Source organism: uncultured Desulfovibrio sp., assembly GCF_944324505.1.
Lineage (GTDB): Bacteria > Desulfobacterota > Desulfovibrionia > Desulfovibrionales > Desulfovibrionaceae > Desulfovibrio.
Genome location: NZ_CALUWO010000005.1, coordinates 56,906 through 80,586, shown reverse-complemented (window position 1 = coordinate 80,586; position 23,681 = coordinate 56,906). Strand labels below are relative to the sequence as shown.

Below are 23,681 nucleotides of genomic sequence, written 5' to 3'. Positions count from 1 at the left end.
TGAAAGCCCCAAACACGAAACAGATGGTTATGGCGTGTGCCGCGTGCCTGCTGACGCTGGGCCTTGCCCTGCCCTCCGGCGCCACGGCCGAGGAGTACATCCCCTTCCAGAACACCGGCATCACCGCCAGCAAGATGCCCAAGGTCTTCTTCAATCATGACGAGCATGTGGCCGCCATGAAGGACGACTGCTCTGCCTGTCACCTGGAAGATACCCCGGACGTTTTCCTTGAAGTGGACAAGAAGGCCGTGAGCACGCGGGTCGCCTATATGCACGAAAACTGCACGGCCTGCCATGCCAAGATGCAGGATGGACCGCGCATCACCGAGTGCCGCTCCTGTCACAGCGCAGCCATTGCCGCTGCCCAGAAGTAGTGCCTTCGGGCGTTGCTCAACCAACCGCACATCAGGAGGCAACTTCTCATGATCAATTTCATCACTGGCGACCTGTTCACCCTTTCGCTGGCGGTTTTCTTCATCGGCATGATCTACCGCATTGCGGCCTACATCATCGGCCTTGACGGCAAGGCCGACCGCATCGCCTATCGTGCCCATACCGACCGCTCCATTCCCGGCATTGCCGCTTCCATCGGCAAATGGCTCCTCCCCGGCGGTACCCGGGGCTGGCGCACGCAGCCTGTGTCGGCTGTGCTGTTCTTCCTGCTGCATTTCGGTGCCGTGCTGGTGCCCCTCTTCCTGCTGGGTCATACCGTGGTGCTGGAACACGCCCTGGGCATCTCCCTGCCGGCGCTGCCGTCCTTCCTGGCTGACCTGCTGAGCGTGGCCAGCATCGTGGGCCTGGCCCTCATCATTGTTCGCCGTCTCAGCAATCCCAACCTGCGCCTGCTCACCACCAACAGCGACTGGCTCATCCTCGTGCTGACCATTCTGCCCTTCCTCACCGGCGTCATCGCCCGCTTTGAAATCTTCGGCGGCTACGAGGGCTGGATGCTGGTTCATGTGCTCACCGGCGAACTCTTCCTCATTCTGGCTCCGTTCACCAAGCTGTCGCACATCGCGCTGTTCTTCATGTCCCGTGCCCAGATCGGCATGGACTATGCCATCAAGCGCGGTGGCCGTGCCCGTGGCGGTGCCTTCCCCTGGTAGTCAAACACTCCAGCATCTTTCCTTTGAAAGGAGCCTCTAATGTCTGAAATGCTCTGCACTCCCAAGCCGCTCACCACTGCGGAAGAAATCCATACCCTTCTGCAGGACAAGGCCGGCGCCAAATACTATGCCCAGATGAAGGAACTGAAGGTCGATACGGCCCAGCTGGCCAAGGACGTGGAAAACTTCCTCAAGTCTTCCCGTAACAAGACCTGGCTCGACCTGTGCGCCCGTTGCGGCATGTGCGCCGACAGCTGCTTCCTGTACCTGGCCAACAACAAGGACCCCAAGCAGATCCCGTCCTACAAGTTCCACAGCACCCTGGGCGAACTGGTGCGCCGCAAGGGTCAGGTGGATAACGCCTTCATGCTGCACTGCATGGAAGTGGCCTGGTCGCAGTGCACCTGCTGCAACCGCTGCTCGCTCTACTGCCCGCACGGCATTGATACCGGCGTGCTCATCAGCATCCTGCGCGGCATTCTCTTCAAGCACGGCTTTGTGCCGTGGGAACTGAAGATCGGTTCCGGCATGCACCGCGTCTACGGCGCCCAGATGGACGTTACCCAGGAAGACTGGGTGGACACCTGCGAATGGATGGTGGACGAAAACTCCGAAGAATGGCCGGATCTGGAAATCCCGGTGGACAAGGAAGACGCGGACATCATGTACATCCTCAATGCCCGCGAAGTGAAGCACTATCCCAACGATATTGCCGATGCTGCCATCCTCTTCCACATTGCCGGTGAAAACTGGACCGTGCCCAGCGAAGGCTGGGAAAATACCTCCCTCACCATGTTTGCCGGTGACTGGGAAGGCGCGGCCAACAATGTGAAGCGCATCTACAAGTCCGTGAAGAAGCTGCGTCCCAAGATGGTGGTGGGCACCGAATGTGGCCACGCCCACCGCGCCACCGTGGTGGAAGGCCCCTACTGGGCCGGCCAGGAAAACGGTGACCCGCCGGTGCCCTTCCTGCACTATGTGGAATGGGTGGCCATGGCCCTGCGCGAAGGCAAGCTCAAGATCGACCCGGCCAAGAAGATCAAGGAACCCTGCACCCTGCAGGACTCCTGCAACTACGTGCGCAACAACGGTCTTGGCCGCTACACCCGTGAAATCATGTCCTACATCGCCGAAGACTTCCGCGAAATGGCCGTGCATGGCGACCATAACTTCTGCTGCGGCGGCGGTGGCGGCTTCAACGGCGTGGGCCTGTACCGCCAGCAGCGTAACGTTGGCCTGAAGATGAAGCTGGAACAGATCCGCGCCACCGGCGCCACCCTGGTCATCTCGCCCTGTCACAACTGCTGGGACGCCATCCGCGACATGATGGAAGTGTACGAGGAACACAATATCCGCTGGACCTTCCTCAAGCCTCTGCTGCGTGAAATGGTCATCATTCCCGACAATATCAAGCACGTGGAAGTGTAGTTTCCCCTGCTGTCTCATGGGGGCGGCCGGTTTGCCGGCCGCCCTTTTTTTGTGCCCGGCGTCCGTCAGGGGGGCAGCGCGTTTTCCCTTTGAACACGAAAAACCGCGAAGCGGCGACACAGCCCCTCCCGGCCAAAACTACGCGGAAAAGCAGAGCGTTTTTTCGCGAAACGACAGGCCGCACGCATGGTGTGAACGGCAAAGCGTTTCAAACGGAACGTGTTCTCCAAGCGCCCTAGTCCGTCCTGCCGCCTGGCTCCCGATGCCGCTCGCCGTCCTGCCGGCGTCACAAAGAGAATCTGGAGCAATGCGCAGCCCTGCGGTCATTCCGTTTGGCTGTCCGCAGGGGCAAAAAAAAAGGCGCTCCCTGCGGGAACGCCTTGTACGTCAGACGACGGATACGGGTACGGCTAGACCATGCGGCTGATGATGTCCATGCGCTCGCCGGGCAGCAGCTTGATGGGCGGCACTTCGATGAGCGTGTGGCAGCCCGGCTCCATGCGCGTGGCGGCACGTGCGCAGGAAACCAGCACCTGCGCCGTCAGGGCAGGATTGTTGATGCGCATGTCAAACTTGAGAATCTGATTGTCCGTCATGCCGGAGGCACCGGTGCGCTCCATGAGCACGCCGTGGGACTGGTCCGCCGCAAAGGCCAGTTCCTGACGGTCCTTGCACTGGCGAACTTCCAGCGGATCGTGGGCAAAATAGTCGTCGGCCTTGATGCGGGCCGTCACATCCGCCAGATTTTCCCCAGCTTTCAGCACCACATAGACCAGGCGGGAATGGCGTCCCCCTCCCAGCGGGATGGTGATGGACACGGCATCCTCCACGCCGGCAATGGCACGGGCCGCCACGGAATGGCCCATGGAGCGCCCGCGGCCAAAATTGGTGAAGGTGGTTCCGGTGGGCGCCATGGCCTCGAACAGGGCGCGCATGACGGAGTCCGTGCCGGGGTCCCAGCCGGCGGCCGTGATGCTGACGGCGCCGCCCTCGTGGGCGGCCTTGTCCAGCCGCATCACGCTCTGGGGAATGTCGGTGTGCACGTCGAAGCTGTCCACGCAGTTGTAGCCCTTGCGCAGCAGCGCTTCCGCCGTCTGGGGAATGCTGCGCGAGGGACCGCACAGGGCAATGACATCGGGACGTCCCTGGGCAGCCTCAAGGCTGGCCAGATCGGCATATTCCGGCAGGCCGCGCAGGGCCTGCGTGCGCGTTCCCAGCGAATCGGCGCGGCGAATGACGCCGAGGCACTGGCAGTCGGGGGCAGCCAGCGCGGCTTCCACCACCCGGGAACCGATATTGCCCAGACTGTGAACAGCAAGCGTAAACTTCTTCATTGTCGTTCCTTTGGCAAAAAATTCAGACAGCGCTTCACCCTGAAGACGGGAGCGCGTCCCTCTTCTTAGATGCAAGAGGCGCGGCCCGTCAAGAAAACAGACGGCCTGCCCGGCACATCCCGTATCGACCCGCCGGGAGAAGTATGCTACGCTTCCGCGCTGGAGACCACCATGACCGATTGCCTCAGACGCCTGTATATTGAAGCCACCTCGCAGTGCAACCTGCGCTGCCGCATGTGCTTCCGCAACAGCTGGATCGATGAACAGCCCGGCCATATGCGCCAGGAGACCTTTGACAGCATTCTTTCTCATCTGCCGCCAAGCGTGGAAACCCTTTTTTTCGGCGGCATGGGCGAACCACTCTTTCATCCGCACATTGTGGATATGGTACGCGCTGCCCATGCCACAGGGCGCCGTGTGGAACTGCTGAGCAACGGCACTCTGCTGGATGACGCCTGCTCCGCCGCCCTGCTGGATGCCGGCCTGGACATGCTGTGGCTGTCCATTGATTCGCTGGAAGACGATGCCTACGGGGATATCCGCCGCAACAGCACCCTGCCGCTGATCAGGCAGCATATGGCGCAGTTCAACGAACGGCGCTTTCGCCTGCCGCGCCCGGTGCAGCTGGGCATGGCCTTTGTGGCCATGAAAAGCAATGTGCGCGATCTGGCCCGTCTGCCCTATTTTGCCAGCTTCTACCGGATCAACGACGTCCGCATCTCCAACGTCATTCCCACGGATGCCCGCACTGCCGACGAGCTGCTGTACAAAAACGTGGTGGACTGGGACCTGGGCGGACAGGCGCCGCTGCCCACCTCGCCGCGCATTCACGTGCCGCTCATGGACTGGCTGGACGAGGATGTGTCGCACGGCATGGCCGGCCTGTGCAGTTCCGGCATGTGTGATGTTTTCCTTTCCGGCCAGCGCCTGCAACGCCAGGCCCGCCACTGCCGCTTCATTGACGAGGGCATGGCCTTTGTGCGCCATGACGGCCTGGTCAGCCCCTGCATGCCCCTGCTGCGCAATTCCACCCTGTACTGGGCCGGCAAGACGCGCCATGTGGCGCATCACTTTTTCGGCAATGTCCTGGAACAGCCCCTGGACCGCATATGGAACGGGCAGGACTATGCCGCCTTCCGCCAGCGGGTCCGCCATTTTGAATTTTCCCCCTGCTGCCGCTGTAGCCAGTGCGAAAACTGGGAACAAGGCCGCGAGGACTGCTACGGCAATACGGCCCCCACCTGCGGCGCCTGCCTCTGGTCCGAGGGGGTCATCAGCTGTCCCTGAGGCGACCATCCGCCCGTACTGCACCTTTTTATGGAGGAACTCATGCTTCCCGCACTGCATATTGCCCCAGAAATCCTGTCCCGGTGGCCGCAAAGCCGTCTGGGCTGCCTTGTGCACGAGGTTCAGGTGGAAGAATCCCGCGCCGATGCCCAGAACTATCTGTCCGAAATCCTGGCGCCCATGCTGCAACGCCTGCTGCAGGATACGCCCCTGGCCAGCATTCCCAACCTGAGCGAGTCTCGCGCCGCCTACAAGGCCTTTGGCAGGGACCCCGGCCGCTACCGCATCTCCTCCGAGGCCCTCTACCGCCGCATCCGGCAGGGCAAGGCCCTGTACCGCATCAACAGCGTGGTGGATGCCAACAATCTGGCCTCGCTGGAAACGGGCTTTTCCGTGGGGTCCTACGACCTTTCCCAGGTGGGCAGCGACATCCTTCTGCGTCTGGGCCAGGCCGGGGAAGTATACCGGGGCATCGGCAAGGAGGACCTGCCGCTGGAAAATCTGCCTCTGCTCTGCGATGCGCAGGGGCCGTTCGGCGGCGCCACCAGCGATTCCACCCGCGCCATGATCCGGCCGGAAACCACCACCTGCCTGACGGTGATCTACGGCTTTTCCTCCCTCGACGCCCTGGACAGGGCCATGCAGACCACGGCCCGCCTCTTTGCGGACTTCACGCAAAGCCGCCCGCTCACCGCGCCCTTTGTGGTGCCGCCGTCCCCGGCAGCATGAGGCGCCCGGCTGTTCTCCGCTGCCTGCGGCCAGCGCACACAGCAAACACAAGGGCCGGCAGACACGTCCGTGCCTGCCGGCCCTTGTGCAAACAGCGCAGAAAACAGGCTAACCGCCCAGATAGGCATGCTGCACGCTGGGGTCTGCCAGCAGGTTTGCCGCCGTATCGTGCATGACCACATTGCCCACTTCCAGCACGTAGCCGCGCGTGGCCAGCTTGAGCGCGGCGCGGGCATTCTGCTCCACCAGCAGCACGGTGACGCCGCGCCGGCTGATGGTGCGCACGGTCTCGAAGATGGAGCGGACCAGAAGCGGCGCCAGGCCCAGCGACGGTTCGTCAAGCAGCAGCAGGCGCGGTTCGGCCATGAGGGCACGCCCGATGGCCAGCATCTGCTGCTCGCCCCCGGAAAGGGTGCCGGCCAGCTGTTCGCGGCGCTCGAAAAGGCGGGGAAACAGCTCAAAAATCCAGTCAAGGGTCTGCTGGGAGCGGGCCGCATCGCGCACGGAAAAGGCCCCCAGGTGCAGATTTTCCAGCACGGTCATGGTCCCGAAAACACGGCGCCCTTCCGGAGACTGGGCCACGCCGTGGCGCACCACGTCATGGCTGGGCACCTTGAGCAGCGACTTGCCGTCCAGCAGCACATCGCCGCCACAGGGTCGCACCAGGCCGCTGATGGTGAGCAGGGTCGTGCTCTTGCCCGCCCCGTTGGCGCCCAGCAGCGTCACGATCTCGCCCTCGTCCACATGCAGATTAATGCCGTGCAGGGCCTCCACATTGCCGTAGCGGACCCGAATGTCCTTCAGCTCAAGCATGGCCATGCCTAGACCTCCGTATCCGCGCCGAGATAGGCCTCAATGACGGCCGGATTGCTCCGCACCTCTTCCGGTGCCCCCTGGGCAATGAGGGTCCCGTTTTCCAGCACTACCAGCTTTTCGCAAATGCGCATGACCAGACGCATGTCATGCTCGATGAGCAGCACGGTGATTCCCCTGTCGCGGATGGCACCGATAAGATCAATGAGGGCCACGGTTTCCTGATCGTTCATGCCGCCCGCCGGTTCGTCCAGGATGAGCAGCCGCGGGTCCGAGGCCAGCGCACGGGCAATTTCCAGCAGGCGCTGATTGCCGTAGGACAGGCTGGAAGCCGCCTCGGCATGGTGGTCTGCCAGGCCCACAAAGGCCAGTTCCTGCATGCAGCGGGCCACGGCTTCCCGTTCTTCCCGGCGCTGGGACGGCGTGTGCAGCATGGAGGCCAGCAGCCCGGCCCGCAGACGGCAATGGCGGCCGGAAAGCACATTTTCCAGTACGGGCAGACGCCCGAACAGGCGGATGCTCTGAAAGGTGCGGGCGATGCCGCGCTCCACCAGCCGATGCGGGCGCAGGCCCGTCACGTCCTCGCCGGCAAAGAGAATATGCCCGTGCTCCGGGCGGTAGTTGCCGGTGATGCAGTTGAATACCGTGGTCTTGCCTGCGCCATTGGGACCGATAAGGCCCACCACGCTGCCCTCTTCCACGGAAAAGGACACTTCGCTCAGGGCAATGAGGCCGCCAAAAATCTTGCTGACCTCGTGCAGTTCCAGAAGGTTCATGCCCTACCTCCGCCGGTTCCGTCTGTCGCGCCCTCCGCCCTGGTGGTCACGGCGTAGCGGCGTGCCCGCGGCGGCATGAGGCCCTGCGGCCGCCAGATCATCATGAGCATCATGGCCAGGCCGAAAATGAGCATGCGGGCATTGGAAAATTCGCGCAGCAGTTCCGGCAGGCCAATGAACAGAAAGGCGCTGACCAGTACCCCCAGCATGCTGCCGCCGGACAGGATCACCACGGCAAAAATGATGACCGATTCCATGAAATTGAAGGATTCCGGCGTGATGGTGGTCATCTGTGCGGCATAGACCGTACCGGCCATGCCCGCCCAGAAGGCGCCCAGCACAAAGGCCATGAGCTTGTAGCTGGTCACATCGATGCCGCAGCCTTCCGCCGCAATGTCATCTTCCTTGATGCAGTTCAGGGCGCGCCCAATGCGCGAACGCCACAGACCGTAGAACAGCAGCAGGCTGATGCCCACCATGCCCCAGACCAGATAGTAGAAATGCACGGTCTTGACGATCTTGAAGCCAAAGAACTGCGGACGGGCAATGCCGAACAGGCCGTTGGAACCGCCTGTATAGCCCCCCACGTCATTGAGCAGGGCAATGCGCACGATTTCCACAATACCGATGGTGACAATAAGCAGATAGTCGCCACGCAGATGGATGATGGGCCGGGCCACCAGCAGGGCAAAGAGGGCCGAGGCCGCACCGGCCACGGGCATGGTGGCAAAGATGGGCCACTGAAACAGGGTATTGAGAATGGCGGTCACATAGGCGCCCACGGCATAGAAGGCCGCATGCCCCATGTGAAAGATGCCCGCCTGGCCCAGAATGACGTTGAGAGACAGCCCCAGCAGGGCATACAGGCCGACGCTCACGCAGACGGAAACCCAGTAGGACCCCGCAACAAGCGGCAGCAGCAGGATGACCGCGCCCAGCAGCACGGCAGCAAGGGTGCGCATGCTCATAGCTTGTCCGCCGTTCGTTCGCCCAGGATGCCCGTGGGACGGATGATCAGAATGAGAATGAGTACCAGGAAGGCAATGGCATCCTTCCAGGCAATGGCCACATAACCGGCCGCCAGGGCCTCGATGACACCCAGCAGCAGACCGCCCAGCATGGCGCCGGGAATGTTGCCGATGCCGCCCAGGATGGCCGCCGTAAAGGCCTTGAGGCCGTAGGACCAGCCCATGGTGAAGTCGATCTGCCCGTAGTAGATGCCCACCATGAGGCCGGCCGCGCCGCCCAGCCCGGGACCGATGAAGAAGACCAGCGAAATGACCCTGTCCACATTGATGCCCATGAGCCGGGCCGCCCCCTGGTCAATGGCCACGGCCCGGATGGCAGCGCCGGTCCGGGTGCGCTGGATGAAGGCCCACAGGGCCAGCATAAGCAGCACGCTGGCGCTGATGACCATAAGACGTACACCGGGCACATCCAGGCCGAAGAGATTCACCGTGAAGTCCGGCCGCAGAAAATCCGGGTACACATAGAAGCGCGCCCCGTAAATGAGCATGACCGCATTCTGGAAAAAGATGGAGGCCCCCAGGGCCGATACCACGGCGGACAGCCGGTTGGCCTTGCGCAGCGGACGATATGCCGCGCGCTCCAGCAGGCAGCCGATAAGCGCCACAAGAATGGACACCATGACAAAAACCACCAGCACCGACGCCACCGGTCCCAGCAGTCCCGCAAGATTGCAGCTTACCAGCAGGGTCAGGCCCAGATAGGCACCGATGGTAAACAGGTCGCCGTGGGCAAAATTGATGAGCTTGAGCACGCCGTAGACCATGGTATAGCCCAGCGCCACCAGCGCGTAGATGCCACCCACGGCCAGGCCGTTCAACAGCTGCTGAAAAAATTGTTCCATACGCATGTTCCGCGCCGCGCGGCATCCCGCAGGGGATATCGCGCGGCGCGTTGTTTTCCTGGTTGGAATTCAGGGCAGCCCCGGGCGGCATGCGCACCGGGCTGCCTCACCAGCGGTCGTCCTACTTGCCCTGCAGGACGAACTTGCCCTGGGCATCCACCACATAGGTGCGGTAGAATTCGCCCACCCGGTCGCCCTTTTCGTCAAAGCCCAGACGGCCGGTAAGGCCGGGCATGTCCTTGAGCTGCTTGAGCCAGGCGGCCATGTCCTCGGACTCCACCTTGCCGTTCTTCAGCGCCGCCTCGATGACCTTGTAGGCGTCGCCGGCCACCACCGCCCACACGGAAACGGGCGCCGTCTTGTAGCGGGCCTTGAAGGCTTCCAGGAAGCTCTTGGCTTCCGGCGTGTCCATGTCCTGCGGCAGCGGCGGGCTGATGAAGAAGTAGCCGGCAGCGGCATCGGCGCCGGCAATCTTCACCAGGTCCTGATGGTTGGCGGCATCACCGCCCATCATGGGCACGTTCCAGCCCATCTCCTTCTTCTGGCGCAGCAGCATGCCCGTTTCGGGATAGTAGCCCGTGAAGAAGATCAGGTCGGGATTGGCGGCCTTCAGCTTGGTCAGAATGGCCGTATAGTCCCGTTCGCCGGGAGTCAGGGCATCATAGAACACGATGTCCACATTGGACTTTTCCAGGGCCTTGCGGCTTTCGTCGGCCAGGCCCTTGGCGTAGGACGACTTGTCGTGCAGCAGGGCCACCTTCTTGTAGCCGCCCTTGATGATGGCGGCAGCAGCGGCCGCCCCCTGTGCATCGTCACGCGGACAGGTGCGGAAGAAAAGGGGCAGGCCCTTTTCCGTCAGGCGCACGCTGGTGGAACCGGTGCCCACCTGCACCAGCTCGGCCTCGGCCACAATATTTTGCGTGGCTTCGGTCACGGCAGAACCGTAGGTGCCGATGATGGCCACCACTTCGGCGCCCACCAGCTTCTGGGCTGCCAGGGCCGCCGTGCGCGGATCGCCCGCGTCATCTTCCACCACCAGTTCCACTTTCTTGCCGTTGATGCCGCCCTGGGCATTGGTTTCATCCACCAGCAGGCTCACGATATTCTTCATGTCCTGCCCTTCGGAAGCCCATTTGCCCGTCAGGGGGCACATAAGGCCGATCTTGATGCTGCCGCCGGCCAGCGCCAGTGCGGGCGTCAGCAGGCAGAGCGCCACCGCAACAAGCGCACGTCTCCAGATGCTCATGAAAAACTCCCCGAAATGAGAAAACGTTACAGACAGACGGCAAGAGTAGCCTAAAAATCTCCAAAGGAAAAGCCCGGCAGCGGGAACTTTTCCCGCTTGTCCCCGGGCCGCTCCGGCCTCCTCCGGCGTGCGGCCGGCGCCGCACAGCGCAGACGCCACCCGCCGCCCCCCAGCGGCAGGACGCATGACCATGCCCGCCACGCGGGCCGGGCCACGGGTCCTGCCCCTAGAAACTGCGGTAGGAGGCCATGGCCAGCAGGGTATCGGTCAGCATGCGGTCAAAGCGCCCCATGACGGCAGCCGTCTCCGCGCCGGCGCGAATGGCCATTTCCAGTTCAAAGGCTGCCGAGGCCAGCGGCCTGGCCCCCAGCTGTACGGCCTGGCCCCGCAGCTCGTGCACCAGATGCCGCGCCGTTTCGTCCTCATGCTTGCGCAGCGCGCCCGCTACCTGCACGGCCGCTTCCCGCTGCTCCAGCATGAACTGCCCCAGCTGCCTGCGATACAGGGCTTCATCGCCGTCCAGCCGGGCAAGGCCCTCCTTCCAGTCCAGATAAGATGATCCCATACCTGTTCCTCCTGCGGCAATGGCCGCAATTCTCCCTCAGTGAAGCCGGCGTTTCCCTGCCGGCCATATTCGTAACTGCCGGGCGCGCTGCCGCCTTCGGCCGTACCCGTGCCCTCCGGTGCTAGATGCACAATGCCTCGGGCAACAGGCTCCAGTGCGCTGCCATGCCGCGTTCCAGCCTGCCCAGGGCGGGCATTTGCAGGGCGGCGGCGCCATTGACGGTCAGCAGGCGCAGCAGCACCTCCGGCGGCACATCGAAATGCTCGCGCAAAAACAGGGCTTCCTGCCGCACATCCAGGTCCGTATTGGACGACAGACCATCCGTGCCCAGGCATAGCAGCACGCCGCTTTCCATGGCCTGGCGCAGGGGCGGCAGGCCCACGCCAAGATGGGCATTGGAACGCGGGCACAGGCAGAGCGCGCTGCCGCTGGCCGCCAGTACGGCAAGCTCGCGGGCATCAAGCTGTGTGCCGTGCACCGCCAGCGTCCCCTGACCAGGCAGCCCCAGTTTCACGGCCAGCGCCAGAGGCCGCAGGCCCGGCGCGCGCCAGCCCGCCGGCAGCACCACCCCGTCATAAAACTCCTTGAGCGGTCCCCGGCCGTCCAGCAGCAGCTCCGTTTCGTCAGGGGACTCCGCCAGGTGCAGGGCAAAAACCCGGCCCTGTTCACGGCACCAGCGCCGGGCATCCTGCAGAATTTCCGGCGCAGTGGAATAGAGCGCATGTCCCGCCGGGGCACAGCGCGCCTCCAGCGGCGCCACCAGATCGCCGCCGGGCTGTCCGGGGGTCGGCCCCTCGGCCTCAAGGGCGGCACGGCACGCCGGCGGCCACGGACGCCGCGCATCCACAAAGGGCGCCGCCATGCCGAACCATTCGCAGAAATGGCTTATGCCCAGCCCGGCAGCCCTGGCCGCCTGCTCCACCAGCAGCAGACCGGCACCGGCATAGTCGCCCACATGGGCCGTACCGGCCTCCCGCATGGCCGCGCAGGCCGCGTTCACGGCGTCCTGGGAAAAGTCCTCGTGCAGCAGCGGCACCAGGCTGCGCAGCCAGGCCGTGAAGCCCTCGCCCCAGCGGGTGCGCCCGGCCACATGGGACAGCTGAAGATGACAGTGGGCATTGATCAGCCCCGGCGCCAGACAGACCTCCCCCAGGTCCCGGACCTGGCTGCCGGCAGGCAGCGAAACGCTGCCCCAGCGGCCGGCCTCCAGCACCTGACCATCCGCACAGAGCAGCACGGCATCGTCCACCCGGCGCAGGGGGGCAAAGAGCTGCGGCTCGCCCCGGGCAGGCTGTTCCCCCGCCAGGGGAATCATGGTGCGCGCGCGATAGGCAATGATGTCGGCCATGGGCGCTCCTAGCGGTCACGGCGGGCAAACTGGCCGCCGGAAACATAGAAGGTATTTTCCACAATGAAGAGCGCCCCGGGGTCGATGCTGAACACCAGATTTTCCAGACGCTTGAGCACCACGTTATTGGTCACGGTAAGCAGAATGTCGCGGTCCGTGCCGGAATAGGCCCCCTTGCCGCGCATGAGCGTCACGCCAAAACGCTCCGACAGCAGGATGGCCTCGCTGATGGCCTCGCCCATGGGCGAGATGATGAGCACCATCTTGCGCCGGTTGAACATGCCCAGCACATATTCCAGCGTATTGGCCGAAATGAACATCATGAGCAGCGAGGCCACGATGAGGTCCAGATTGAGGCTGAAGGAGGCCAGCAGATAGACGCAGGCATTGACGGCAAAGGAAAACTGCCCGATGGGAATGTTCCAGTGCTGCTTGAGCACCACGGCCACAATGTCCGTGCCGCCGCTGCTGCCCATGGTGCGCAGCATGATGCCCGCACCGGCGCCGTGCAGCACCCCGGCAATGACCGCCGCGTAGACCTCGGTCTGAAGGGGCAGCTGCACCGTGATGAACGAACCGAAAAGCGTAATGCAGATGGTGCCATAGGCCGTGTACAGCAGAAAGCGCCGCCCCACGAAAAACCAGCCCCACACCCAGATGGGGATGGACAGCAGCAGATACCAGACCAGCAGGTCCAGCAGGCCCGTCCAGTGCCAGACAAGATAAGACAGGCCCAGCATGCCCCCGGCCACAAAGTTGTGCGGGGTGGCCACGGTCTGCATGCACAGGGCCATGAGAAAGGCCCCCACCGTCAGCCAGAGCAGGTTCCACCACACGGACTCGGCCAGGCGGCGATTGTAGGTTTGCAGAAGTTTCATGCAGGCTCTCCAGAGGTTGCGGCCAGCGCACACGGGCAGAACCCGCACCATGGCCGTTTTTCCCTGCCGGGGAAGGCGCAGGCGCCTGCCCCGTGCGGGCGGAAGGCATCCGCCGTTCCTGCGGCAGACGGGGCAACAGCGCCGCACGGCCGCAGACATGCGGCCTGACCCTAGTAAATGGGCGTGCCAGCGTCAACCCGGCTTTTTTTGCTTTACAAAGCCGGTTGCCGGGACTAGCCTGACGCTCATGAACCGTCATGCCGTACGCCCCAGCCGACACCGCCTTTTTGCGCCCGTCATCCGGGACGCACGGCCCTTTTGTTTTTTCCCCGCTTTCAGCGGGGATTTTTTTGACCTCAGCCCCCGACAGCCATGAACGTCACAGACAATCGCTATCAGTGGAAGCACAAGGACCTGCTGGACATTGCCCAGCTCAGCCGCGACGACGTGCGCCATATCCTCGACGTGGCCGCCAGCTTCGAGGAGATCAACCGCCGTCCGGTCAAGAAGGTGCCCACCCTCAAGGGCAAAACCGTGGTGCTCTTCTTTGCCGAAAACAGCACCCGCACCAAGACCTCCTTTGACGTGGCAGGCAAGCGCCTCTCCGCCGACACCTACTCCCTGGCCAAGAGCGGGTCCAGCATCAACAAGGGCGAAAGCCTCAAGGATACGGCCCTGACCCTGCAGGCCATGCGGCCGGATGTCATTGTCATCCGGCATTCCAGCAGCGGCGCGGCGCAGTTCCTGGCCGATCTGCTGCCGTGCAGCATCGTCAATGGCGGCGACGGCTGGCATGCCCACCCCACACAGGCCCTGCTGGACAGCTTTACCCTGCGCAGCGTGTGGGGCAGCGACTTTGCCGGGCGCACGCTGACCATCCTTGGCGACATTGCCCACAGCCGCGTGGCCCGCTCCAATGTCCATCTGCTGACCATGCTGGGCGTGAAGGTGCGCCTGTGCGGTCCGCGCACCCTTCTGCCGGCCGGCGTGCACAACTGGCCCGTGGACATCTTTACCGATCCTGAGCGTGCCCTGCGGGACAGCGATGCCGTCATGTGCCTGCGCCTCCAGCTGGAGCGGCAGCAGGCCGGCCTGCTGCCGGACCTTACCGAATATTCCCGCCGCTTCTGCCTGACCCCCGCCCGCCTGGCCCTGGCCCGCCCCGGCGCGCCGGTGCTGCATCCCGGCCCCATGAACCGCGGCCTGGAAATTTCCGATGCCGTGGCCGATGGCCCGCAAAGCCGCGTGCTGGATCAGGTATCCTCCGGCGTGGCAACCCGCATGGCTGTGCTCTATCTTCTGGCCACCCGCAACGAGGGGGCCGCCACCCCCCATGAAGGAGGCTGCTAAATGACCCTCTGCATCAAGAACGCCCGCCATCTTGACGCCCCCGTGGACCTGCTTGTCCGGGACGGCAGGGTGGTCACCATGACACCGGCCGGCCATCATGCCGCCCCGGAAGGCAGCGAAATCGTCCAGGCCGACGGCCTGCTGCTCATGCCCAGCCTCATTGACGTGCATGCCCACTTCCGCGATCCCGGTCTGGAATACAAGGAAGACATTGTCACCGGCCTCACGGCCGCCGCCCGCGGCGGCTTTGGCACGGTCATGTGCATGGCCAATACCCGGCCCGTCAACGACACGGCCAGCGTTACCCGCTATATGCTCGAAAAGGCCCGGACAGCCTATCCGCACGGTCCCCGCCTCGTCCCCGTGGCCGCCGCCACCGTGGGCCTTGCCGGAAAGGAAATGGCTCCCCTGGGCGAACTGAAGGACGCCGGCTGCGTGGCCGTTTCCAATGACGGCTGCCCCGTCACCAGCGCGGAAATGATGCGCCGCATCATGGAATACGCCGCCGACCTGGGCATGATCGTCATGGATCACTGTGAAGACCCCGACCTGGCCCGCGGCTGGGTCATGAACGAAGGCCCCCTCAGCGGCGAACTGGGCGTTAAGGGCCAGCCCCCGGTGGGCGAGGCCATGCAGGTGGCCCGCGACATCATGCTGGCCGAGTATCTGAACATTCCGGTGCACATTGCCCACGTTTCGGCGGCCCTGTCCGTGGACATGCTGCGCTGGGGCAAGGCCAGGGGCGTCCGGGTCACGGCGGAAACCTGCCCGCACTACCTGACCCTGGATGAAAGCGCCCTGGCCGGCTACAACAGCAATGCCAAGGTCAGCCCGCCCCTGCGCCGCCCCGAAGACCGCGAGGCGCTGCGCCAGGCCGTGAAGGACGGCACCCTGGACATCCTGAGCACGGACCACGCCCCCCACGCCCTGCATGAAAAACAGCATCCCCTGGATGAAGCGCCCAAGGGCTTTACCGGTCTGGACCTGGCCCTGCCCCTGACCTGGGACCTGGTGCGCCAGGGCATTCTGGACGAGGCCACCCTGCACGACCGCTGGTGCTACGCCCCGGCGCGCATCTTCGGCCTGCCCTGCAATCACTTTGAACCCGGCGATCCGGCGGACTTCTTCCTGTTCGACCCTGACCAGCGCTGGACCGTCAGCCCGGAAAGCCTGTATTCCAAGAGCGCCAACACGCCCTTCCTGGGGCAGGAAATGCGGGGCCGCGTGCGCCATCACTGGTGCGCCGGCGTCCAGCTTTTCTAGCGTTTCGAACGAGCATTACGGCACAGGGGAAGGCCGGCGTCAGCATAACCGCTGCGGGCAAAATGCCCGTATCGGCTGACCCGCCTTCCCCGTGTTCTTTCCGCCTTCCGTGCCCTGCCCCGCCGGCTTCCGGGTCAGGCTCTGATCCGGCATTCGTGGCGCATATCGCATGCGGCCCATCCTCTTGCGTCTTTTTTCACCACACATACCATTTCCTTCCCGAAACCGACCGGGATCATGCCTGTCTGCCCCGGAGGGCCTGGCCGGCCACCCGCGCGTTTCTGCCACACCGTGCCGCTGACCTGTGCGGCGCGTCCTGTCCCGGCGGAGCATACGGCCGCAGGCACCGGCGCAGGAAAATTCCGGGAGACTTCGGGCAAAAAGAGGATGACTTTGCCAGCGACTGGCCGTACAGTGCGGCCGTGACATCGCTTTTGTGCACATTCTTCACAAATGGCGTCTGTCCCCTCACCTTCAACCGCCCTGCCAAGGAGCCTGCCATGCCCGCACAGCTGAAAGACCCCAGCCTTTTCCGTCAGCACGCCTGCATCAACGGCCAGTGGTGCCATGCCGCCGACGGTGCCGTCATTTCCGTAAGCAATCCGGCCACCGGCGAAACGCTGGGCACCGTGCCGCGCTGCACGGCCGAGGATGCCCGCACTGCCATTGCCGCCGCCCAGGCCGCCTTTGCCACCTGGCGCAAGGTTCCCCTGCAGGAGCGCGGTGCCGCCCTGCGCCGCTGGGGACAGCTCATCGAGGAGCACATCGACGACCTCAGCCGCATTCTGACCCTGGAACAGGGCAAACCGCTGGCCGAAGCCCGGGGCGAAATCCTCCAGGGAGCCACCTACTTCCCCTGGTTTGCCGAGGAAATCCGCCGGGCCTACGGCGATGTGGTCCCCGCCCCCCGTGCCGGTGTGCGCCCCATCACCCAGAAGCAGCCCGTGGGGGTGGTGGGCGTCATCACGCCCTGGAACTTCCCCTCGTCCATGACCCCGCGCAAGGCCGCTCCGGCCATTGCCGCCGGCTGCACGCTGGTGGTCAAACCGGCCAGCGCCACGCCCTTTTCCGCTCTGGCCCTGGCAGAACTGGCCCTGCGGGCCGGCATTCCGGCCGGGGTATTCAACGTGATCACCGGGGATGCCGCCGTCATCGGCCGGGAAATCACCCAGAGTCCCGTGGTGCGCAAGCTCAGCTTCACCGGCTCCACTGCCGTGGGCAAGCAGCTGGCCGCGGACTGCGCCGCCACCCTCAAGCGCCTGTCGCTGGAACTGGGCGGCAATGCGCCCTTTATTGTCTGCGACGATGCTCCCCTGGACGATGCCGTCACCGCCGCCATGGCCAGCAAGTTCCGCAATGCGGGCCAGACGTGCATCTGCGCCAACCGTTTTCTGGTGCAGCGGGGCATTCATGACGCCTTTGTGGCTGCCCTCCGGGAACGGATACGCGGCCTGCGCGTGGGCAACGGTCTGGAGGCCGGCGTTAGTATGGGGCCGCTCATCAATGCGGCGGCCGTGGAGCACGTGGACGGTCTGGTGCGGGATGCCCTGGACAAGGGCGCCACGCTGCTGGCCGGCGGCAGACGCCACAGCATGGGGCCGCTCTTCTACGAACCGACCCTGCTCACGGGCCTGACCCGCCATATGCGCCTTTTCCACGAAGAAATCTTTGGCCCTGTGGCTGCCGTCATGGCCTTTGATACGGAAGAAGAAGCCCTGGCCCTGGCCAACGACACCTGCTTTGGTCTGGCCTCCTACCTCTGCACCCGCGATCTGGGCCGGGCCTGGCGCATGGCCGAAGGGCTGCAATACGGCATGGTGGGCATCAATGACGTGACCCTGGCCAATGCCGAAACCCCCTTCGGCGGCGTGAAGTTCAGCGGCATGGGCCGGGAAGGCAGCCGCGAAGGTCTCAACGACTATATGGAAACCCACCTCTTCCTCATGGGCGGCATCGACAACTAGCCGCCATGCCTCCGTATCCGCCGGGAAAGGGACGCGCCGTGCCTGCCTTTCCCGGCGGTTTTTGCTGCTGCCGCTTCCGTTCGGGGCACGCGCCCCCGCTGCCGGTCATCCATCCGCGGCATCGGCCGCCGGTACCGCCCGAGGTGCGCCTTCCGGCAGTGCCCGCAGCTTGACAGGATGCGGACAAGGCCGGAAAATCGTCTTCCCTGCTCGACGTTTTCCGGAGGTAGCCATGTCTATTCGTCAGCCCATTGCCGCCGGGCGCTTTTATCCCGCCGCGCCCGAAGACCTGCGCCACAACATCCAGGCCTTTCTGGATGCCGGCGCCGCACGCCATCCGCAGCCGGCCGCGCCCCTGCATCCCGTCGCCCTCATGCTGCCCCATGCAGGGCATGTCTACTGCGGGCATGTCATCGGCGCCACCCTGGCCGGCGTGATCCTGCCGCAGACCCTTATCCTGCTCTGCCCCAATCACACCGGCATGGGCCGGCCCCTGGCCGTCTGGCCGGAAGGGGCATGGCAGACCCCGCTGGGCCAGGTGCCGGTGGACAGCGGCATGGTGGATGACCTCTGTTCCGCGGCCTCCTCCTTTCAGCGTGATGAGCTGGCCCACTGGCAGGAGCACGCCCTGGAAGTCATCCTGCCCTTTCTTCAGGTGAGCCAGCATCAGGAATTCCGCGTGGTTCCCATCTGCGTGGGCACACGGGAACCGCAGCTGCTGGCCGAAGCCGGCCGGGAACTGGCCCGTGTGCTGCGTGCCCTGCCCACCGGAGAAGACGACCTGCCGGTGGGCATCATCGTCAGTTCCGACATGAACCACTATGAAGACGCCCGGCTCACGGAACAGAAGGACCGCATGGCCCTGGCCCATGTGCTGGCCTGCGACCCGGAAGGTCTGCTGCGCACCACGGGGCACGAACACATCAGCATGTGCGGCGCTGCCCCCCTGGCTCTGGCCATGCATGCCCTGCGCCACCTGACCGGCAAGCATCCGCCCAGGGCCGAACTGGTGCTGCACGATACGTCCGGCAGCATTTCCGGCGACATGACGCACGTGGTGGGCTATGCCGGCGTACGCTTTTTCCTGCCATAGGCGCTGCCGGTGGTATTCCCGGCGCATGACAACCCGGACTTCACGCACCGCCGCAGCCCGCGAGGACGACGCGCCCGGCTGACAGTGGGCAACAGGGCAGCGCCCCGTCCGCCACGCTCCCCCCAATGCGCAGGATAGCGGCAGCGGCCTGGCGGCAAAAAACGCCCCTCCATGCTGACGGCGCTTTCCGCTCTCCGCCGATCTGGCGGCTGTGGGAACAGTCTCTGATAGCCGGGACCGGCTGGAAGCCGGCAGCGCATGGCCTGTCCGGGGCACGGTACCATGAGGCCCCGCAACGCCACTGCGCCGCGGGGCCTCAAAACGGTCACTGCCGAGACGGAGGAAAAGGGGAGACGGGAGCCTGCGCCCCCGGCCTACAGATAACGATCGGGCTTTTGCAGGTAGTTCTGCACAAAGTCCGTCACGCCATCTTCCAGCGATGTCAGCTGAAGGGGGCAGCCTACCTTCTGCAACCAGTTCATGTCGGCCTGGGTATAATTCTGGTAGATATCGCGCAGGAAGCCGGGCATGTCCACATAGGTGATGCGGCAGCTGCGCTGCATGGCCGCAAAGACGGCACGGCCCAGCTCGTTGAAGCTGCGGGCCTGCCCGGACCCCATATTGCGGATGCCGTTGACATGGGCATGTTCCAGCAGCCAGCCCATGAGGGCCACGCAGTCCTTGACGTACACAAAATCGCGCTTCTGCTCGCCATCGGCAAGACCGGGACGGGTGGAACGGAACAGCTCGATATCGCCGTGCCGCATGATCTGGCTGTAGGCCTTGCAGACCACGCTACGCATCTCGCCCTTGTGATATTCGTTGGGGCCGTAGACATTGAAGAACTTGAGGCTGACCACCTCCTTGTCCAGGCCCTGCCGCCGCAGCCAGAGGTCAAAGAGGTGCTTGGAATAGCCAAAAAGGCTCAGGGGGCGCAGGCGTGGCAGCAGATCGGGATCATCGCTGAAGCCCAGTTCTCCGTCGCCGTAGGTGGTGGCGGAGCTGGAATGGATGAAGCGTGCGCCCTTGTCCAGGGCAAAACGGCAGAGATCGCGACTGTACTGGAAATTGTTTTCCATGAGAAAGTCGCCGTCCACCTCCGTGGTATCGGAGCAGGCGCCCAGATGGATGATGGCATCGATTTTCCAGGGCAGGGCATCGCGTTGCATGAGGTCATGAAAGCGTGTGCGGTGCATATAGTCCGCATAGGTATGCTTGGCGAGATTCCGCCACTTCTCGTCCCTGCCCAGGTGGTCCACCACCACCACGTCCTCAATCCCCATGGTGTTGAGCTGCCACAGCATGGCGCTGCCGATAAAGCCGGCGCCTCCGGTAACAATATACATGGCAAACCTCCCCGCGCCTGGGCGCATCCTGTGTTGTGCTATCTTTCTATAGGCTGTCCGCCCGGCCAGCGCAAGCCACCCTCCGGCCTTTCCGGCAGGCACGATTTTTTGCCCTGCCGGGCTGGACAGCGCCCTGCAAGTTTGCGACTATGCCCCCATTCAGGAAACAGACGGCAGGCCCGCCCTGCCTTGCGCCGTCCGGCCCGCCCCTGTGCGGCGGCTGCCGGACGCTTTGGCGCTTTTGTCGCAGCAACGCGCCCCTGTGGCGCACGGTTATCTTTGGGGAAAAACATGCTCCAGATTCGCGATTTGCATGTTTCGGTGCAGGGTACACCCGTTCTGCACGGCATAGACCTGACCATCGAATCCGGCGAAACCTTTATCCTCTTCGGTCCCAACGGCTCGGGCAAAACCACCCTGCTCATGACCATCATGGGCTTTTCCGGCTACCAGGTCACCCGCGGCAGCATTGTCTTCAATGGCAAGGACATTACGCACGCGCCCATGTACGAGCGTGCCCGCCTGGGCATCGGCATGTCCTTTCAGCGGCCGCCGACCATTCACGGCCTGCCCACCCGGCGCATGGTGGAACTCTGCGGCCGTGGCCGGGACATGAACATTACGGAAATGGCCCGCCGTGTCCATTTCGACACCTTTCTTGACCGCGATGTCAATGCCGGCTTCTCCGGCGGCGAAATCAAGCGCTCGGAGCTGCTGCAGCTCATGGCCCAGCAGCCCAACCTGCTGCTGTTTGACGAGCCGGAATCCGGGGTGGACCTGGAAAACATGGCCCTTGTGGGCCATACCGTACGCCAGCTTCTGGACGGCGTGCCGGCCTGCTGTACCGCCACCCTGCGCCAGCAGGGGCGCAACCGCTCCACCAGCGGTCTCATCATCACCCACACCGGGCACATTCTGGAATACGTCAATGCCGACCGCGGACAGGTCATGTATCACGGCAAGCTCTGCTGCGAAGCCCGCCCGCGGGTCATTCTGGACCACATCGCCCAGCACGGCTATCAGGAATGCCTGCGCTGTCTGGCAGGTGACAGCTACGGCAAGATCATGGAGGCTCCGCTGAGATGAGCACAGTTGACCTTTCCCGCTTCAATTTCACCGGCGGTGAAAATGCCGCCCCCATCGAAGATCTGACCGTTCTGCCCCTTCAGGACCGCCAGCGCCTGGTGCTGGCCGGCATCGATGTGCAGGACAATCACGTCAGCGGTACCTTTATGCAGCTCAACCACGCTGACGTGCACTGCGGCACCAAGCATCCTGGCCTGGAACTGCTGGACATCCGCCAGGCCCTCAAGAAATACGACGGCCTGCCGCAGCACTACTGGAAGCTGCTGGATCCCAACAAGGACGAAATCACCCGCATGACCTACGAGCACTGCAACGGCGGCTATTTCATGCGGGTGGCCAAGGGGGTCAAGCTCACGGAGCCGGTGCAGTCCTGCATGTTCATCAAGGGCCGCAATGCCGGGCAGAGCATCCACAATGTGGTCATTGTGGAAGAAGGCGCGGAACTGAGCGTGCTGGGCGGCTGCGCCACGGCCCATGACGCGGAACACTCGGCCCATCTGGGCATTACCGAATACTACGTGGAAAAGGGCGGCAAGCTGACCTTCACCATGATCCACAACTGGGGCGAAAGCGTCACCGTGCGGCCGCGCTCCGCCGGCATCGTGGCGGCCGGGGGCGTTTTCCAGAACAATTACATTCTGCTCAAGCCCGTGGGCAATCTCCAGATGTATCCCGGCATCAAGCTGGCCGGCGAAGGCGCCGTGGCCCGCTTTGATTCGGTCATTGTGGCGCCCGCCGGCTCCCACGTGGACAGCGGCAACCGCATCGACCTGGATGCCCCCCATACCCGCGGGGAGATCATCTCCCGTGCGGTCACCACGGGCGGCACCATCATCAACCGCGGCTTCCTGGGGGCCTCGTCCACGCCGGTAAAGGGGCACCTGGAATGCAAGGGCCTTATCCTCGGCAATGGCCGCATGCACGCCATCCCGGAACTGGACAGCAATCAGGATGGCGTGGAACTGTCCCATGAAGCCGCTGTGGGCAAGATCGCCCAGGAAGAGATCGAATACCTCATGGCGCGCGGCCTGGATGAGGATGAAGCCACGGCCACCATCGTGCGGGGCTTCCTCAATGTGGACATCATGGGCCTGCCCGCGCCCCTGAAAAAGGCCATGGACGACCAGATACGCCTGCTCCAGTGCGGTCACGCCATGTAGCCCGTCTTGCCCGCACACCATGCCAGACATCACGGCCGGTTTCCCTGCGGAACCGGCCGTTTTTTTACCTTCGTGCTTCCGCCGGAGAGACCTTGACCGCCCCGCGCCTTGCCGCTATAGTCCGCTGCGTGGGCCTATAGCTCAGTTGGTAGAGCCTCCGGCTCATAACCGGCAGGTCCCAGGTTCGAGGCCTGGTGGGCCCACCACACAAGCATCATGCGGTCAGCAGGAAAGAGCTGGCCGCTTTTTTTGTGCGCAGCATGGTTCCCCTTATGACTGCTGCCGGGGAAAACGCAAGCCACGCAGCACCGATGCCCGCGCCCATGCCCGTCTGCCGACAGGGTACGGGATGCGCCTCTTTGAGGATTTCTGTTTTCCGTTTGAGGGATTTCTGTTTTTCCGCCTGGCCAGACGTGCCGCGGCCCCGCCGGGGACAGTTTTCTGTCAGCCCTGGAACAGGCCCGGAATGGGAAAACCAAGGGAACAGGGCGTCATCTGCGCGGAAAAACGGCCACCACAGGCAGGCGAGAACCTCTGCCCCTCGCCGCGCGATCCACCACGGGCAGGTAACAAACAGCCGTGCCCCGACAGCAGCCGGCGCCCCACAGAACGACAGAACAGACGAAGATGGCAGCGATCCGGCGGAAAACGACAGGGCTATCCGGGGCTATTCCAGGGGTATTCTCTTCCGGGCTATTCCAGGGCTGGCCGCAATGTGGTCGCAAAAACAAAAAGAGGTTATCCCACGCCGTGGTCTAACCTCTTGCTGTTGTCTGGTCGGAGCGACTGGATTCGAACCAGCGACCCCCTGCTCCCAAAGCAGGTGCGCTACCAAGCTGCGCCACGCTCCGTAATCTCCGAGTATATGTCAGCCGGCTGTGCTTTGGCAAGCCGTGCATGCCGGCACCGCATGAAAAAGCCCCGCACCGAAGTGCGGGGCATGCTTTCTGGGGCGAAAGAAGGGGCTTGAACCCTCGGCCACCTGGGCCACAACCAGGTGCTCTACCAACTGAGCTACTTCCGCCGTGTGGAAAAGGTA

At 63.9% G+C, this 23,681-nt stretch carries 21 protein-coding genes and 3 tRNA genes; 12 read left to right on the top strand and 12 right to left on the bottom strand.

Going from position 1 to position 23,681, the window contains the following annotated elements; genetic code table 11:
- Window positions 1-29 precede the first annotated feature (29 nt).
- The 3 genes from Q0J57_RS06920 to hmcF are packed head-to-tail and all read left to right on the top strand — an operon-like array spanning window position 30 to window position 2,534.
- Window positions 30-374, top strand: a complete 345-nt coding sequence (locus Q0J57_RS06920) for a cytochrome c3 family protein (RefSeq protein WP_297218620.1) — start codon at window positions 30-32, stop codon at window positions 372-374.
- 48 nt (window positions 375-422) lie between these two features.
- A complete protein-coding gene (hmcE, locus tag Q0J57_RS06915) occupies window positions 423-1,106 on the top strand; it encodes a sulfate respiration complex protein HmcE (protein ID WP_297218618.1) in 684 nt (227 codons plus the stop codon).
- Between the two features lie 39 nt (window positions 1,107-1,145).
- Window positions 1,146-2,534 (top strand): sulfate respiration complex iron-sulfur protein HmcF, encoded by a 1,389-nt coding sequence (gene hmcF / locus Q0J57_RS06910; protein ID WP_297218616.1) that lies wholly within the window; start codon window positions 1,146-1,148, stop codon window positions 2,532-2,534.
- Between the two features lie 410 nt (window positions 2,535-2,944).
- Here hmcF and Q0J57_RS06905 read toward each other — a convergent pair whose 3' ends face one another.
- Window positions 2,945-3,868, bottom strand: coding sequence for a diaminopimelate dehydrogenase (locus tag Q0J57_RS06905; protein ID WP_297218614.1), 924 nt, complete (start codon window positions 3,866-3,868; stop codon window positions 2,945-2,947).
- A 171-nt stretch (window positions 3,869-4,039) separates the two neighbouring features.
- Here Q0J57_RS06905 and Q0J57_RS06900 point away from each other — a divergent pair, with 171 nt between their 5' ends.
- Window positions 4,040-5,155: a radical SAM protein gene (locus tag Q0J57_RS06900; protein WP_297218612.1), complete on the top strand. Its 1,116-nt coding sequence runs from the start codon at window positions 4,040-4,042 to the stop codon at window positions 5,153-5,155.
- 42 nt (window positions 5,156-5,197) lie between these two features.
- A complete protein-coding gene (locus Q0J57_RS06895; RefSeq protein WP_297218610.1) occupies window positions 5,198-5,884 on the top strand; it encodes a phenylalanine--tRNA ligase beta subunit-related protein in 687 nt (228 codons plus the stop codon).
- Between the two features lie 108 nt (window positions 5,885-5,992).
- Here the strand turns inward: Q0J57_RS06895 and Q0J57_RS06890 are convergent, their stop codons facing one another.
- The 8 genes from Q0J57_RS06890 to Q0J57_RS06855 form a co-directional block, all read right to left on the bottom strand.
- Complete coding sequence (locus Q0J57_RS06890) at window positions 5,993-6,703, bottom strand: ABC transporter ATP-binding protein (protein WP_297218608.1); 711 nt, start codon at window positions 6,701-6,703, stop codon at window positions 5,993-5,995.
- 2 nt (window positions 6,704-6,705) lie between these two features.
- Window positions 6,706-7,473 carry an ABC transporter ATP-binding protein gene (locus tag Q0J57_RS06885; RefSeq protein WP_297218606.1) on the bottom strand — a complete coding sequence of 256 codons (768 nt, stop codon included), beginning with the start codon at window positions 7,471-7,473 and terminating at the stop codon, window positions 6,706-6,708.
- Window positions 7,470-8,441, bottom strand: a complete 972-nt coding sequence (locus Q0J57_RS06880) for a branched-chain amino acid ABC transporter permease (RefSeq protein ID WP_297218604.1) — start codon at window positions 8,439-8,441, stop codon at window positions 7,470-7,472. Before Q0J57_RS06880 ends, Q0J57_RS06885 begins: the two co-directional genes overlap by 4 nt.
- Window positions 8,438-9,343 (bottom strand): branched-chain amino acid ABC transporter permease, encoded by a 906-nt coding sequence (locus Q0J57_RS06875; protein WP_297218602.1) that lies wholly within the window; start codon window positions 9,341-9,343, stop codon window positions 8,438-8,440. The genes Q0J57_RS06880 and Q0J57_RS06875 overlap by 4 nt, the downstream gene beginning before the upstream one ends.
- A gap of 121 nt (window positions 9,344-9,464) precedes the next feature.
- Window positions 9,465-10,589, bottom strand: coding sequence for a branched-chain amino acid ABC transporter substrate-binding protein (locus tag Q0J57_RS06870; RefSeq protein ID WP_297218600.1), 1,125 nt, complete (start codon window positions 10,587-10,589; stop codon window positions 9,465-9,467).
- Window positions 10,590-10,815: 226 nt separating this feature from the next.
- On the bottom strand, window positions 10,816-11,154 hold the full coding sequence (locus tag Q0J57_RS06865; protein ID WP_297218598.1) for an Hpt domain-containing protein: 339 nt from the start codon (window positions 11,152-11,154) through the stop codon (window positions 10,816-10,818).
- Between the two features lie 121 nt (window positions 11,155-11,275).
- Window positions 11,276-12,502, bottom strand: coding sequence for an amidohydrolase family protein (locus tag Q0J57_RS06860; RefSeq protein ID WP_297218596.1), 1,227 nt, complete (start codon window positions 12,500-12,502; stop codon window positions 11,276-11,278).
- 8 nt (window positions 12,503-12,510) lie between these two features.
- Window positions 12,511-13,380: a YitT family protein gene (locus Q0J57_RS06855; protein WP_297218594.1), complete on the bottom strand. Its 870-nt coding sequence runs from the start codon at window positions 13,378-13,380 to the stop codon at window positions 12,511-12,513.
- Between the two features lie 372 nt (window positions 13,381-13,752).
- On the opposite strand from Q0J57_RS06855, the gene Q0J57_RS06850 reads away from it, so the two are divergent.
- The 4 genes from Q0J57_RS06850 (at window position 13,753) to amrB (ending at window position 19,050) form a co-directional block, all read left to right on the top strand.
- A complete protein-coding gene (locus tag Q0J57_RS06850; protein WP_297218592.1) occupies window positions 13,753-14,730 on the top strand; it encodes an aspartate carbamoyltransferase catalytic subunit in 978 nt (325 codons plus the stop codon).
- The gene (locus tag Q0J57_RS06845) at window positions 14,731-15,993 is read left to right on the top strand and encodes a dihydroorotase (RefSeq protein ID WP_297218590.1); all 1,263 of its coding nucleotides are present in this window, start codon (window positions 14,731-14,733) and stop codon (window positions 15,991-15,993) included. It abuts the gene before it with no gap.
- 500 nt (window positions 15,994-16,493) lie between these two features.
- A complete protein-coding gene (locus Q0J57_RS06840) occupies window positions 16,494-17,957 on the top strand; it encodes an NAD-dependent succinate-semialdehyde dehydrogenase (RefSeq protein WP_297218588.1) in 1,464 nt (487 codons plus the stop codon).
- 232 nt (window positions 17,958-18,189) lie between these two features.
- Complete coding sequence (amrB, locus tag Q0J57_RS06835) at window positions 18,190-19,050, top strand: AmmeMemoRadiSam system protein B (protein ID WP_297218586.1); 861 nt, start codon at window positions 18,190-18,192, stop codon at window positions 19,048-19,050.
- Window positions 19,051-19,424: 374 nt separating this feature from the next.
- On the opposite strand, the gene rfaD is transcribed toward amrB, so the two are convergent.
- The gene (rfaD, locus tag Q0J57_RS06830) at window positions 19,425-20,396 is read right to left on the bottom strand and encodes an ADP-glyceromanno-heptose 6-epimerase (protein ID WP_297218584.1); all 972 of its coding nucleotides are present in this window, start codon (window positions 20,394-20,396) and stop codon (window positions 19,425-19,427) included.
- A 291-nt stretch (window positions 20,397-20,687) separates the two neighbouring features.
- Between rfaD and Q0J57_RS06825 the strand changes: the two genes are divergently transcribed.
- From Q0J57_RS06825 to Q0J57_RS06815, 3 genes are all read left to right on the top strand, one after another.
- Window positions 20,688-21,482: an ABC transporter ATP-binding protein gene (locus tag Q0J57_RS06825; RefSeq protein ID WP_297218582.1), complete on the top strand. Its 795-nt coding sequence runs from the start codon at window positions 20,688-20,690 to the stop codon at window positions 21,480-21,482.
- On the top strand, window positions 21,479-22,642 hold the full coding sequence (locus tag Q0J57_RS06820; protein ID WP_297218579.1) for a SufD family Fe-S cluster assembly protein: 1,164 nt from the start codon (window positions 21,479-21,481) through the stop codon (window positions 22,640-22,642). Before Q0J57_RS06825 ends, Q0J57_RS06820 begins: the two co-directional genes overlap by 4 nt.
- Before the next feature lie 130 nt (window positions 22,643-22,772).
- Window positions 22,773-22,848, top strand: a tRNA-Ile gene (locus tag Q0J57_RS06815).
- Between the two features lie 568 nt (window positions 22,849-23,416).
- Here Q0J57_RS06815 and Q0J57_RS06810 read toward each other — a convergent pair.
- Both Q0J57_RS06810 and Q0J57_RS06805 read right to left on the bottom strand, forming a co-directional pair.
- A tRNA-Pro gene (locus Q0J57_RS06810) sits at window positions 23,417-23,493 on the bottom strand.
- Between the two features lie 97 nt (window positions 23,494-23,590).
- Window positions 23,591-23,666, bottom strand: a tRNA-His gene (locus Q0J57_RS06805).
- Window positions 23,667-23,681 lie beyond the last annotated feature (15 nt).